15 protein-coding genes are annotated in these 12,499 nt (G+C 38.0%); 9 read left to right on the plus strand and 6 right to left on the minus strand.

Annotated elements, in window-relative coordinates; all coding sequences use genetic code 11:
• Nucleotides 1-65: 65 nt before the first annotated feature.
• Genes waaC through waaF form a run of 8 tightly spaced genes read left to right on the plus strand, consistent with a single transcriptional unit; the run spans nucleotide 66 to nucleotide 7,523 of the window.
• Nucleotides 66-1,028, plus strand: a complete 963-nt coding sequence (waaC, locus tag SJPD1_RS11145; protein ID WP_096047230.1) for a lipopolysaccharide heptosyltransferase I — start codon at nucleotides 66-68, stop codon at nucleotides 1,026-1,028.
• A complete protein-coding gene (locus SJPD1_RS11150; RefSeq protein ID WP_168171358.1) occupies nucleotides 1,022-1,912 on the plus strand; it encodes a lipid A biosynthesis lauroyl acyltransferase in 891 nt (296 codons plus the stop codon). Before waaC ends, SJPD1_RS11150 begins: the two co-directional genes overlap by 7 nt.
• Nucleotides 1,909-3,129, plus strand: coding sequence for an O-antigen ligase family protein (locus SJPD1_RS11155; protein WP_210394365.1), 1,221 nt, complete (start codon nucleotides 1,909-1,911; stop codon nucleotides 3,127-3,129). The genes SJPD1_RS11150 and SJPD1_RS11155 overlap by 4 nt, the downstream gene beginning before the upstream one ends.
• A complete protein-coding gene (locus SJPD1_RS11160; protein ID WP_096047233.1) occupies nucleotides 3,116-4,195 on the plus strand; it encodes a glycosyltransferase family 9 protein in 1,080 nt (359 codons plus the stop codon). Before SJPD1_RS11155 ends, SJPD1_RS11160 begins: the two co-directional genes overlap by 14 nt.
• Nucleotides 4,183-4,926 (plus strand): glycosyltransferase family 2 protein, encoded by a 744-nt coding sequence (locus tag SJPD1_RS14555; protein ID WP_168171359.1) that lies wholly within the window; start codon nucleotides 4,183-4,185, stop codon nucleotides 4,924-4,926. Before SJPD1_RS11160 ends, SJPD1_RS14555 begins: the two co-directional genes overlap by 13 nt.
• Nucleotides 4,923-5,732 (plus strand): glycosyltransferase family 2 protein, encoded by an 810-nt coding sequence (locus SJPD1_RS14560; RefSeq protein ID WP_168171360.1) that lies wholly within the window; start codon nucleotides 4,923-4,925, stop codon nucleotides 5,730-5,732. The genes SJPD1_RS14555 and SJPD1_RS14560 overlap by 4 nt, the downstream gene beginning before the upstream one ends.
• Complete coding sequence (locus SJPD1_RS11170) at nucleotides 5,722-6,582, plus strand: glycosyltransferase (protein ID WP_096047234.1); 861 nt, start codon at nucleotides 5,722-5,724, stop codon at nucleotides 6,580-6,582. The genes SJPD1_RS14560 and SJPD1_RS11170 overlap by 11 nt, the downstream gene beginning before the upstream one ends.
• Nucleotides 6,579-7,523, plus strand: a complete 945-nt coding sequence (gene waaF / locus SJPD1_RS11175) for a lipopolysaccharide heptosyltransferase II (RefSeq protein ID WP_096047235.1) — start codon at nucleotides 6,579-6,581, stop codon at nucleotides 7,521-7,523. The genes SJPD1_RS11170 and waaF overlap by 4 nt, the downstream gene beginning before the upstream one ends.
• On the opposite strand, the gene gmhA is transcribed toward waaF, so the two are convergent.
• From gmhA to SJPD1_RS11200, 5 genes are read right to left on the minus strand one after another with little or no spacing between them, the layout of a single operon-like run.
• Nucleotides 7,483-8,055 carry a D-sedoheptulose 7-phosphate isomerase gene (gene gmhA, locus SJPD1_RS11180; RefSeq protein WP_096047236.1) on the minus strand — a complete coding sequence of 191 codons (573 nt, stop codon included), beginning with the start codon at nucleotides 8,053-8,055 and terminating at the stop codon, nucleotides 7,483-7,485. The genes waaF and gmhA overlap by 41 nt on opposite strands.
• Entirely contained in the window at nucleotides 8,052-9,470 is a 1,419-nt protein-coding gene (rfaE1, locus tag SJPD1_RS11185) for a D-glycero-beta-D-manno-heptose-7-phosphate kinase (RefSeq protein ID WP_096047237.1), read from the minus strand. Before rfaE1 ends, gmhA begins: the two co-directional genes overlap by 4 nt.
• On the minus strand, nucleotides 9,463-10,473 hold the full coding sequence (rfaD, locus tag SJPD1_RS11190; protein WP_096047238.1) for an ADP-glyceromanno-heptose 6-epimerase: 1,011 nt from the start codon (nucleotides 10,471-10,473) through the stop codon (nucleotides 9,463-9,465). The genes rfaE1 and rfaD overlap by 8 nt, the downstream gene beginning before the upstream one ends.
• 8 nt (nucleotides 10,474-10,481) lie before the next feature.
• Nucleotides 10,482-10,994, minus strand: coding sequence for a D-glycero-beta-D-manno-heptose 1,7-bisphosphate 7-phosphatase (gmhB, locus tag SJPD1_RS11195; RefSeq protein ID WP_096047239.1), 513 nt, complete (start codon nucleotides 10,992-10,994; stop codon nucleotides 10,482-10,484).
• Nucleotides 10,995-11,699 carry a tetratricopeptide repeat protein gene (locus tag SJPD1_RS11200; protein ID WP_096047240.1) on the minus strand — a complete coding sequence of 235 codons (705 nt, stop codon included), beginning with the start codon at nucleotides 11,697-11,699 and terminating at the stop codon, nucleotides 10,995-10,997.
• A 151-nt stretch (nucleotides 11,700-11,850) separates the two neighbouring features.
• Between SJPD1_RS11200 and SJPD1_RS11205 the strand changes: the two genes are divergently transcribed.
• Nucleotides 11,851-12,150, plus strand: a complete 300-nt coding sequence (locus tag SJPD1_RS11205; RefSeq protein WP_096047241.1) for a c-type cytochrome — start codon at nucleotides 11,851-11,853, stop codon at nucleotides 12,148-12,150.
• Between the two features lie 109 nt (nucleotides 12,151-12,259).
• Here the strand turns inward: SJPD1_RS11205 and ccoS are convergent, their stop codons facing one another.
• Nucleotides 12,260-12,499 (minus strand): cbb3-type cytochrome oxidase assembly protein CcoS, encoded by a 240-nt coding sequence (ccoS, locus tag SJPD1_RS11210; RefSeq protein WP_096047242.1) that lies wholly within the window; start codon nucleotides 12,497-12,499, stop codon nucleotides 12,260-12,262.

Raw genomic sequence — 12,499 nt, forward strand, 5'->3', positions numbered from 1 at the left:
AACAGCCTTTAAGTGACTTTTAGTTACAATTATAACTTAACTCATTTAAAAAGGGATGATACGGAATGAAAATTGCGATTGTAAAACTATCGGCACTGGGTGATATTATTCACGCCATGATCGTTTTGCAATACATCAAAAAAAACATTCCTAATGCACAAATTGATTGGTTTGTGGAAGAAAAATTTGTTGGGATTTTAGAAAACAATCCGCATATCTACGCCCTTTATCCCCTACGTCTTAAAAACAATAAATGCCATGTTTTCAAAGAGTATCAAAAGCTCAAAACGATCTCAAAACAAAATCAGTATGATCTTGTTTTAGACCTGCAAGGACTCATCAAATCTGCCCTAGTTGCTAGAATTTTAAGTCCAAACTGTGTTGGTTTCGATAAACAAAGTCTTCGAGAACCGCTGGCTGCATTCTTCTATAAAACTTCTTTTCATGTTCCTTATGAAGAAAATGTCATTATGCGCAATCTCAAGCTTACATGTAAAGCTCTCAATATCGATATACCAGACATTCAAACCAAAGAACCTTTTTTATTTTCAACATATAAGAGTGACATAGCGCCAACACTGCTTGTCATTACTGGCTCATCGTGGCAAAGCAAAGTGTATCCCAAAGAGCATTTTGTGACCATTCTCAACGCTTTACATGTAAAGAGCTTTATCGCTTGGGGAAATGAAAAAGAAAAAACAGATGCACAGTTTATTTGCGATCATACCAATGCAACAATGCTTCCGAAAATGAGTTTGAATGAATTAAAAACTATTGTCAAAAATAGCCAGCTCATCATGGGTGCAGACAGTGGTCCAACCCATATGGCATGGGCACTAGGTCGTCCGAGTATTACCATTTTTGGGCCAACACCAAGCGAGCGAAACACCGTTACAACGGCTATTAATTTGACAATCGATTGTGAAAAAGCTATAAATGCACGAAATATCAACAAACATGATTTTTGCATTCAACAGATTGATCCCCTAAAAATTATTGCATTGGCAAAGGAACTACTCCCGTGTTAGATTATTTTTATTTATCCGCTTTTGGGTTGTTTAAACTCTTCGTGACCAAACTACCAAAATCGCTATTGATGCTTTTGATTAATTTTTTTGCAGTCATTGGCTATCTCGTTGATAAAAAACACACCAAAATCGCCAAGGTGAATTTAGATCTTGCGTTTGAAGATCGTATGAGTGAAGAGCGAAAAATAGAGATTATCAAACAGTGTTATAAAAATTTACTTTACTTGCTCAAAGATTTTATAGAAAATCAAACCATCTCAAAAGAGAAGTTACTTCAAAAAGTGACTTTTCATAATGAGCACATCTATGTTGAAGCTTTAAAACTTAAAAAAGGGGTCATTTTTCAAACGGCGCATTATGGTAACTGGGAGATTATGTCCTTAGCAGTAGGCGCAAAATTTGGACCAATCAGCATTATTGGAAGAGAACTAGACTCTAAAGTGATGAATGCCATTCTAGAAAAAAACAGGCAACGCTTCAATGTAACACTTTTAGATAAAAAAGGTGCTATGCGAGGCATCCTCAAAACTCTCAAAAATGGGGGGAGTGTAGGGTTACTTGTCGATCAAAATACTTCTGAAAATGAGGGAGTGCTTGTTCCTTTTTTTGGGAAACTGGTCAGACATACACCAGCAGCGGCTCAATTTGCAAAAAAAACCGACTGTATTATTATCCCTGCATTTATCACGACCCAAGATCATGAGCATTTCGATCTCACCTTTTACGAACCGATTCCTGCACCTCATGATGACAATGAACAATCTTTGCTTGATAGTATTCAAGCACAAGCGGAGATAACACAACGCATCATTGAGAACAAACCTGATGAATGGTTCTGGTTTCACCGCAGGTGGAAAAATCAATACGAGGAATGCTACAAGTGACGATTCATAATTTTTCATCATTTCAGACAAAAATCCCAACAATCAATAGCTATCTTTTGATCTTGTTAGGATTCACATTCCCTTTATCCGTTTCCATTGGAACGGCGGTTATAGGGTGCATCATGCTTCTATGGTTAGTAGAAGGAAAATTCAAAGAAAAATTTACCATTATCCAACACAATAAAATTTCATATGCTTTTTTAGCCTTTTTCATGATCCATCTCATCGGTCTACTGTGGAGTGAAGATTTAAAATGGGGTCTGCATATAGTGAGTAAAGAGTGGCGTATACTCCTTCCCATCATCTTCATCACGATTGTCAAAAAAGAACATATCACCTATTACATTCTTGCATTTTTATCAGCAATGAGTTTATCCGAGATATTGTCTTACCTAATATGGTTTGAAGTAATTCCGCCTTTTCAAAGTGCAACAACACTTAACCCTACCCCATTTATGGGACATATATCCTACAATCCTTTTTTAGCTTTTAGTATTTTTCTCTTAATCTATTTTATCTTTTTCATCAAAAATTATAAAAATAACTTCTCAAAAATCATTTCTTTATTTTTTTTAACCACCATGACGATCAATATTTTTATAACAGGAGGCAGAGCAGGTCAAGTTGGCTTTTTTGTTATGTTGTCCTTAGCCTTTATCTTATATTTTAAAAAAAATATTTTAAAATCTGCACTCTTGATCCTTGTTGTGTTACCCACCATTTTTTTTATAGCTTACTCTTCAAGCACGCTCTTTAACACACGAATTCATGAAGGGCTCAATGACGTTCATATGATTGATAAAAACCCCAATACCAGTGTTGGACTACGAATGACGTTTGCAATGAATACTTTACAAGTTATCAAAGAAAATCCTATTTTTGGTGTTGGCACAGGTGATTTCCCTAGAGAATATGAAAAAGTAAATATGCAAAGATCGCCAAATGCCCTTCCTACAGTCAATCCTCACAATATGTACTTGCTTGTCTTAGCGCAAACGGGTATTGTAGGTCTTGTGCTAATGCTTTCAGTTTTTTATATGCAGATACAATCATTTTTTAAAATCAATGATTCACTCGCACCATTGAGACTTGCGCTTCCTCTTTTATTTTTAACCATTATGCTCAGTGACAGCTACCTTTTGGGTCACCATACAGCCCTTTTATTTGTTTATTTTAGTGCCATTCTTTACAAGGACTTTTCCGGTGAAAAAGTCTAAGATCTTAATTGTTATTCAAAGATCAAATGGGGATGTTTTTTTAAGTACCCCTTTAATCAATGCTTTATATCACTATTATGACCAAGCTGAAATTGATTTATTGATCAATGATGATACGCTGGGCATTGCCAAGACGTTGGAGCATATCCATACGATTCATCTTTATAAATATTCTTGGCGAAAACTTTCAACCCTGCAAAGGCTTAAAGAAGAATTTTTCTTAATGAAATCCATCTTCAAAAAATATGATTTAGCCATTAGTTTAACGTCCAGTGATCGAAGTGTTTTATATGCTGCGTTTGGGGCAAAACATTCTATTGCCGCTGTTGAAAAAGATGTCAAAAAAGCATGGTGGAAAAAGCTTTTATTAACACAACACTATTTTTTTGATACCTCAAAACATATTGTTATGAACAACGTAACACCCCTTAATTTACTCAAAATCAACTGCTCCAAAGTGGAAATAACCGCCAACCCAAAGGCGGAAGATATAAAAAACATAGAAAATGTGTTGCAAAAAGAAGGCATTAAAAATTTTATTATTTTTCACCCATCTGCTCAATATAGCTATAAAATGCTCAACAATGAAACACGTAACACTCTTCTAAGACTTTTAAATAGTTTAAACATTCCCATCATCGTTACGGGAGGTAAAACAGCCATTGATGAAGAAATTTCTCAAAACCTGCCAGAGCTTGCTAATATCCATAACTTCATAGGCAAAACCTCTTTGGGTGAATATATAGCGCTCTCACACCTCTGCCAAGCCTATATTGGAATGGATACACTCAATATGCATATTGCTGCAGCCCAAAATAAGCGTATCTTTGCTATTTTTGGTCCAACACTCACCTCCATGTGGTCGCCATGGGATAATCTAAGTGGTACTTACAGGATGGGAACTCCACCTTTTTATACCTATGGAGCTATTACTATTTTTCAAGCCAATCTGCCCTGCGTACCTTGTGGAAAAGCAGGATGTGATGATAAGCATGGCAAAAGCGATTGTTTAGCACTCATCAATCCAAACACTATTTTTCAAGAAGTTCAAAAATGGTTAAAATAAGCGTTACGATACTCACAAAGAATTCTGAGGAACATATTAAGCAGTGTCTTGAGGCACTTCAATCGTTTGATGAAATCATTATCCTAGATAATGGCTCGATGGATGATACCTTGCAAATTGCACAACAATACCCTAATGTTAAAATAGTAAAACATGAATTCATTGGCTTTGGTCCCTTAAAAAATCTTGCCATTTCATATGCCAAGAATGATTGGATTTTTTCGATAGACAGCGATGAAATTGCAACTCCAAGCTTAGTTCAAGAAATACACGCTTTAAACTTCGATAAAAACACGCTTTATGCCATCAAAAGATCCAATTTTTACGGCATGAAAAAAATGCAATGTTGTGGCTGGGATAACGATTTTGTCAAACGTATTTTTCATAAACAAAGCACAAAATTTAGTGATGATTTAGTACATGAAAGCCTTTTGAACAATGGTTTAAAAATTAAAAAGCTCCATAATGAATTGGAACACTACTCTTTTAAAAGTGCTGATGAGCTTATTGATAAAATGCAAAAATACTCATCGCTTTGGGCACAAGATAAAAAAGGCAAGAAAAGTGCATCCCCTCTTCAAGCTGTTGTGAGAGCCTTCTTTACTTTTATAAAATTTTATTTTTTAAAAAAAGGATTTTTAAATGGCTATGAAGGACTTGTCATTTCTATCTCAAATGCCAATGGCACCTTCTACAAATATATCAAGCTCTACGAGAACAACAAACGATGACGTGTAGCCTGATCATTACAACCTACAACTGGGAAGAAGCACTCCAACAGGTTCTTTTTAGTTGCGCGACACAAACACTTTTGCCCGATGAAATTATTATCGCCGATGATGGAAGTTCTGAAAAAACAAAAAAAGTTATCGAAAAATTTTCACATGAAAATCCTACTTTGCATATTATCCATTCGTGGCAAGAAGATCTTGGTTTTCGCGCTTCCATGAGTAGAAACAGAGCTATTGCAAAAGCAAGTGGTGAGTATATTATTTTAATTGATGGTGACATCTGCTTGCATCAAAATTTTATTCAAGATCATCTCTCTTTTGCTAAAAAAGGCTTTTTCACGCAAGGCACACGCGTTTTAGTTGAAAAGAACTCGACACAAAAAATATTTCAAACAAAAAAATTTGCCTTAAATTTTTTCTCACAAGGCATTAAAAACCGCAAAAACACACTGCATTCGAAATTTTTAAGCGCTCTGTTTTCTACACATAAAAACCACCTCAGAGGTATTAAAACCTGCAATTTAGCCTTTTTTAAAAAAGATTGTCTTGCGATCAATGGCTTTAATGAGGACTTTATTGGATGGGGAAGAGAAGATAGCGAATTTGCAGTGAGACTTCTCAATTATGGTATCAAAAGACACGATATACGTTTTCATGCCATTGCTTACCATCTCTACCACCCGGAAAATACGAGAGCCAGCCTTCCACAAAATGATGCCATTTTAAAAAATACCATTGAGCAAAAACTCATTTGGTGCAACAATGGAATTAATAAATACCTCAAAGGGCTAGACAATGAAAGTTAGTGCATTTACGTTCATCAAAAATGGTGAAATACTAGGATACCCTTTTGTAGAATCTATCAAATCTATTTTACCAATTGTCGATGAGTTTGTTGTCAATGTTGGACAAAGTGAAGATGATACACTTAAAATCATCCAAGCAATTGATAGCCCCAAAATCAGAATTATAGAGTCCCACTGGAACAATAACATGAAAGATCGTGGCTATGTTTACGGTCAACAAAAGATGATAGCGCAATTTAATTGCACAGGTGATTGGGCTTTTTACCTTGAAGGTGATGAAGTGGTTCACGAAGAGGATTTAGATAAAATTTACGCATGTATGGAAAAGTATAAAGATGACACCGATGTTGAAGCGATCGTTTTTGATTACTACCATTTTTATGGCAATGCCAATAGCTATCTTTGGAGTCCTGCATGGTACCGAAAAGCACCTCGCATTATCAAAAATTCCATTCGCAGCTATGCTCCCGATGGACTTTTTTGGCTTGTTTTAGATCAAAATAAAATAGGCAGATACCCAAAAGCGGTAGAGTGTGGCGCAAAGATGTACCATTATGGATGGGTGCGAAGCGAAGCTCAGATGAATTTAAAAAGCGAAAAAGTACAACAATACTGGAACAAAGGGCATAAAACCATCAACTATGCAGACATCGATGGTAGCATTATCCAAGAATTCAAAGGCACGCATCCTAAGATTGTACAAGAGTGGTTACCTAAAGAAAAAGGTGTTTTCCAAGCAGATAAACATCATGTTTTGACAAAGAAAGAGAAAAAACACCGCATAATGCTCACATTAGAAAATCTATTTGGGCTAGAACTCAGTAAAAAACACTACAAACGCGTCAAATGAAACTTTTTATTGAACTGCCCACATGGCTAGGTGATGCTATCATGACAACACCAGCTATTGAAAACATTCTAGAATACTACCCAGATGCTGAGATTACACTGATTGGCTCTTTTGTCTCCACGGAGGCGCTCAAAATTCATCCAAATGTTTCGCGCTATATTGTTGATGAGAGTAAAAAAGCATTTTCTAGGTTTTATTGGCTTTACACCCTAGCGCATACGTTGGGTACTTTTGATATAGCAATTAGTTTTAGAAGTTCCTTGGTATCATCATTTTTATTGGCTTGTCTTGATGCAAAAAAGAAATTTCACTATCAAAAAAATCTCTTTATGGGTCATCAGGTTGAAAAGTACACCCAATTCATAGCCAAATCTTTACATGTAAAGACAAAATCTCTTCCTTTAAAACTTTATCAAACACCTTTTCACTTTGAAAAACCAACACTGGGAATTAATCCAGGAGCAACGTACGGAAGTGCCAAACGCTGGTATCCAGAAGAGTTTGCTAAAGTGGCGATTCATTTTGCAGACCGTTATGATATTGTCATTTTTGGCGGTCCCAATGAAATGGATATTGCTCAAGAAGTTGAAGAGCAGCTCACAAAAAATAAGATTACCAATGTCACCAATTTAGCAGGTAAAACGACGATTCAAGAACTCATTCAAAACATTGCAGGACTAAGTCTCTTTGTCACCAATGACAGTGGACCGATGCACGTAGCAGCAGCGTATCAAATCCCAACGGTGGCGCTGTTTGGACCAACACGCTATAACGAAACATCCCCATGGCAAAATCCTAATAGCTTTGTTCTTTCACACGATCTTACCTGTGCGCCTTGCATGAAACGAGAGTGCCCCATCAAAACACACGAGTGTATGCGGGGCATTAAAGCAGAAGAAGTTATTTTACGCTTAGAGCATCATCTATCGCTTGGCAGATGATGTGTCCAATCATAATGTGCATCTCTTGAATACGAGGGGTGTCATCACTTGGAACAACGATATTGACATCACAAAATTCATTCATCACGCCACCATCGCGTCCACTCAGTCCTATCGTTTTGCATCCCATATTACGAGCAAGGCTTAAGGCACGTACGACATTTTTACTGTGCCCACTGGTCGATATACCAATGAGAACATCTCCCTCACGTGCTAAAGCTTCCACTTGACGATCAAAGATACGATCAAATCCAAAATCATTGCCAACAGCGGTAAGAACCGATGTATCAGTAGTCAATGCAATGCCAGGAAGTCCTCGTCGTTCGCTTTTGTAACGACCACTAAGTTCCGCTGCAATATGTTGCGCATCCGCAGCACTGCCGCCATTGCCACACAGAAGTATCTTGTGACCGTTTTTAAGCGCTTCGGTTGCAATAATACATGCTGTGTAAATATGACTTTGTAGGCTCTCGATTGTTTTTGCGATAACGGCTTGATGTGCAAGCATCTCACGTTGTATCATTTCCATCATTTTTGTTGTACCTTTTCTATGATCTTTGTTGTACTTTTGCCTTCTACAAACTGAACGAGTCGTACCTCTTTGGCAATGTCACTTCCCACAACTACTTTACCTTCATAATCTGCCCCTTTAACCAAAATATCGGGTTGGATGGCAGAGATAAGCGCCAGTGGAGTATCCTCTTCAAAAGGAACGACATAACTCACCGATTCTAAACTCGCTAAGATATACGCTCGATCTTCTAGGGGATTAATCGGGCGACTTTCGCCTTTGAGACGTTTGATCGAATCATCGGCATTAAGACCAACGATGAGTATATCTCCAAAACTTTTCGCAATTTCAAGGTACTTCACATGCCCTACATGTAAAATGTCAAAACAACCATTGGTAAAGACAATTTTTTGGTTTTTGATTGCTTTTAAAAGAGCAACCATCTCTGTTTTGGTTTTAATTTTACTCTCAGCAGTAGCGCCTCTAAGGCTATGGGAATAGGCATCGATTTCATCCAATGTCACAGTTGCACTTCCGAGTTTTCCCACAACAACAGCTGCAGCTTTATTGGCAAAAGAGGCAGCTTCTTTCATACTGAGACCACAAGAGAGTGCGTAACCAAGACTGGCTAAAACGGTATCACCCGCACCCGTGACATCATAGACTTCGCGTGCAACCGTTGGCATTTTGATAAAATTCTCACCAAAAATAGCCATGCCATCTTCAGAGAGTGTGATGATCGCGTAGTCTAGTCCCAAACTCTCTTTGAGCAAGTTTCCTGCTTTTTGTAAACTTTCATCATCTTTGATAGCTATTTTTGTAGCAATACTCGCCTCTTTTTTATTCGGAGTCAATAATGTTGCGCCACTATATTTACGGTAATCATCCCCTTTTGGGTCTACTAAAATACGTTTTTGATGTGCTTTGGCGAGCGCTATGACGTTACATGTAAAACTCTGCGTTAAAACACCTTTACCATAATCGGAGAGCACAATAATATCTACCGTCTTAAGATAGTTTTCACATTGTGCTAAAAGAGCCTTAACAGAAGCTTCCGTAATGTCCTCTTTGGATTCACTATCGTAACGTACGACTTGTTGATGCGAAGCAATCACACGACTTTTTTTACTGGTTTTACGCCCCGTTTGTTTTACGATGCCTTGAACATCTGCACCCAAAGTTTCCAGCATGCAAAGAAGTTCTTTGCCGTTCTCATCATCCCCTACAACGCTTAAAACATTGACATTAGCGCCTAAGCTTAAAAGGTTGTTAACGACATTGCCTGCACCACCCAAAACCGTGCTTTCGTTTTGAATATCCACCACTTGAACAGGGGCTTCAGGAGAGATACGTTCACACTTTCCCCAGAGGTAGTGATCGAGCATTAAATCGCCGATCACCAAGATGGAAGGCTGATACGTTCTTAATCTATCCATGGTTCACTTCGCATTTAAAAATACGTTGAATCTCAGGTACATAGGCTTTAATACCCTCTTCTAAACTCACCCGTGGCGCATAGCCCAAATCTTTACATGTAAAGGATATATCCGCTTCCGTGTGCATCTGATACGCACTGTAGGGATTGGTAAAATACGCTGTGCCTAAGTTAGTTCCAAGCTCTTTTTGCAAGATGTCGGCAATGTCTTGAAAACTTCTAGGATTGCCCGTTCCTACATTATAAACACCACATTTACCTGAAGAGGCTGCTTTGATATTGGCTTGAACAACATCATCGATATAAATAAAATCGCGTACGATTTTATCAGACCCAGAAAAGAGACGAGGCGTTTTGCCACTTAAAATCTGAATTCCTAATTGCAAAACCATCGAAGCCGTTGTGTTTTTAAAGTATTCTCTTGGACCATAGACGTTGAAATAACGTAGCCCTATCACGCTCATACTCGGATTTTGCGCACAAAATTCGCGTGCTAAATGATCCATAGCAAGTTTGCTAAAACCATACACATTTTGGGGGTGTTCATGCCCAACGCGCTGAGGAGAAGCGGCATCACCATACGTCGCAGCACTGGAAGCATAGACCACAACAGAATGGTTCGCTTTGGCAAGTTCTAAAATAGCTTTAAATGCATTGACATTGGTCTTGACCATAATACCTTGATCTAAAACCGTTGTATCCGAAATGGCTGCTTCGTGAAAAATATAATCAAAGCGATACGAAGAGAGTTTTTTGAGTGCTTCGTCATCGTTGATGTCGCCACTAATGACTTCACCTTTGAATCCTAGGAGATTTTTAAAGTGCCCAAAACTCTTGAGGTTGCCATTGGAAAAGGTGGCTTCACTTCTAAAAAGATCAAAGACAACAACGTTACATGTAGGATAGTTTTCTTGAAAATAAAAAGCAAGATTGCTACCGATAAATCCCGCTCCACCTGTAATTAAAATGTTTTTATGATTGAAATCTGTTTCGCTGTAATGCATGCTTAACCCTATTGTTTAATAAGATTAATTGTATCCAAAAGAAAATTAACGCAATATTTAGCTTGAGTGCTAGAAAGAGTAGGATGAAGCAGAATTGTTTGGGTAATGCCAGCACCATGTGCGGCTTCGATGTCACTGGGTTTATCGCCGATCATCCATGAGTGTGCCACATCAATGTCAAACGCTGCAATCGCTGCTTTTAACATACCACTTCGAGGTTTGCGACACGCACAGTTCGCTTCTGGCGCATGCGGACAATGGTAAATAGCATCGATTTGAATGTTTACATGTAAAAACTCTTTTAGCATCCACGCGGTTAATGTTTGAAAATCTTCTTCGCTGTAATAGCCTCGCCCAATACCCGATTGATTGGTCACAATAATCAGCAAATACCCTAAAGATTGAAAATGACGCAAGGTTTCAAAAACGCCGTCACAAAACTCAAAATCTTCAATCTTTGAAACATAGGCTTTGTCAACATTAATGACGCCATCGCGATCTAAGAAAATTGCTTTTTGCACTTATTCTCCAAGCTCTTTGGTAATATCACTGAGTAAATTGGTGTATTCAAGGTAGCCAAACGTATCTTTTTGCGCTATCAAAGAAGCTTTTGCTCTTATAAAAAAGTCTCTTGCTTCTTCACGATTACGCAAATCATACGCTAAGAATTTTCCCATGTAGTAGTTGGCATAAAGGTGTGTTGGCTCTTTAATCAAGACAATCTGCACCTCTTCAATCGCAGTATAGATTTGTGCATTTTTTTGAAGAGCAAGGGCGCGTTTTAGGCGAATCATATGTTGCATATCATCCACAGCAAGACTTTTTTGGTACATCTTTGAAGCTTCATTGAAAATGCCCATTTCAAAATAACCATCACCCAATTTGTTCCAAATATCTTTGTCATTGGTCTTAGCTGCTTGTTGTTTTAGGTTGGAAACTTTAAGGGCAAAAGGGAGAACAGTAGCAATACGGCTCTTTTGAACATTGTGTGGATCAATCGAATACGCATCCACTAAGATTTCAAATCCTTGAGCAATTTTGCCCTGCTTGAGGTAGATATTAGCAAGTTGAAGCATACACTCTGTATTGTTTGGTTCTGTACTTAAAATGGATTCAATGGCTTCTTTAGCTCTTGCAGTATCGGATCTTTCGGTTACACAAACACTATGTGTTGCTCCAAAAAGAGCCACCGCTAAACATAATAAAGCTATAGCACTTCGAAACAAATGAACCCCTACTCAGATTAAGATGGACTAGATTATATCCAAGTTTTACCGAAATGAAAATAGAACACGAAAGGCGCTTAGAAAACCTAAGCAGGGTTAAAGTCTGGTTCGTTATAATTTTTCTTACACAACTCAAAAAGGGGTATTTCGTATGAAAAAAGTTTGTACAATTTTAGCAATTGCAGCAGTATCTAGTTTGATGGCGGCCGATGGCGCAGCAATCTACCAATCAAAATGTTTTTCCTGTCATGGAGACAAAGCTTCTAAAGCGGCATTGAATAAATCTCAAATCATTGCAGGTTGGGATGCTGCTAAAATTACAGCAGCCGTCACAGGGTATAAAGATGGCAGTTATGGTCAAGCAATGAAAGGCGTTATGAAACCTATCGCTTCTGGACTTAGCGATGAAGATCTTAAAGCAGTCGCTGCAACAATCGCTTCATATAAATAAGCCGAATCATTGATAACACGCTACAAGGGCAAAGCTCTTGTAGTTACGTTGTACTAGACACTGAAGCTTGCCTCTTTGAGGCAGAAAAGTTTTGCTTTTGATCTCTTCATTAATCAGGTGGGGCGTATCCCACCTCTCTTTCTTGCTTCTCTTTTAAAACTTTTGCTTTTTTACGTTCCATATTGACAGCATCATTCAGTGCTTCTTCACTATCAAACTGTGCGCCATCTAAAAACTTCTGATGATCATCGAACTGTCCACTGCGAATTCCCCACAACAGACCCCATAGACCAAATGCTCCCAGCAGTGTTGAAGCACCCAACATCATCGCAATAATCCACCCATCCAT

The organism is Sulfurospirillum diekertiae (genome assembly GCF_002309535.1).
In the GTDB taxonomy this organism is placed as follows: domain Bacteria; phylum Campylobacterota; class Campylobacteria; order Campylobacterales; family Sulfurospirillaceae; genus Sulfurospirillum; species Sulfurospirillum diekertiae.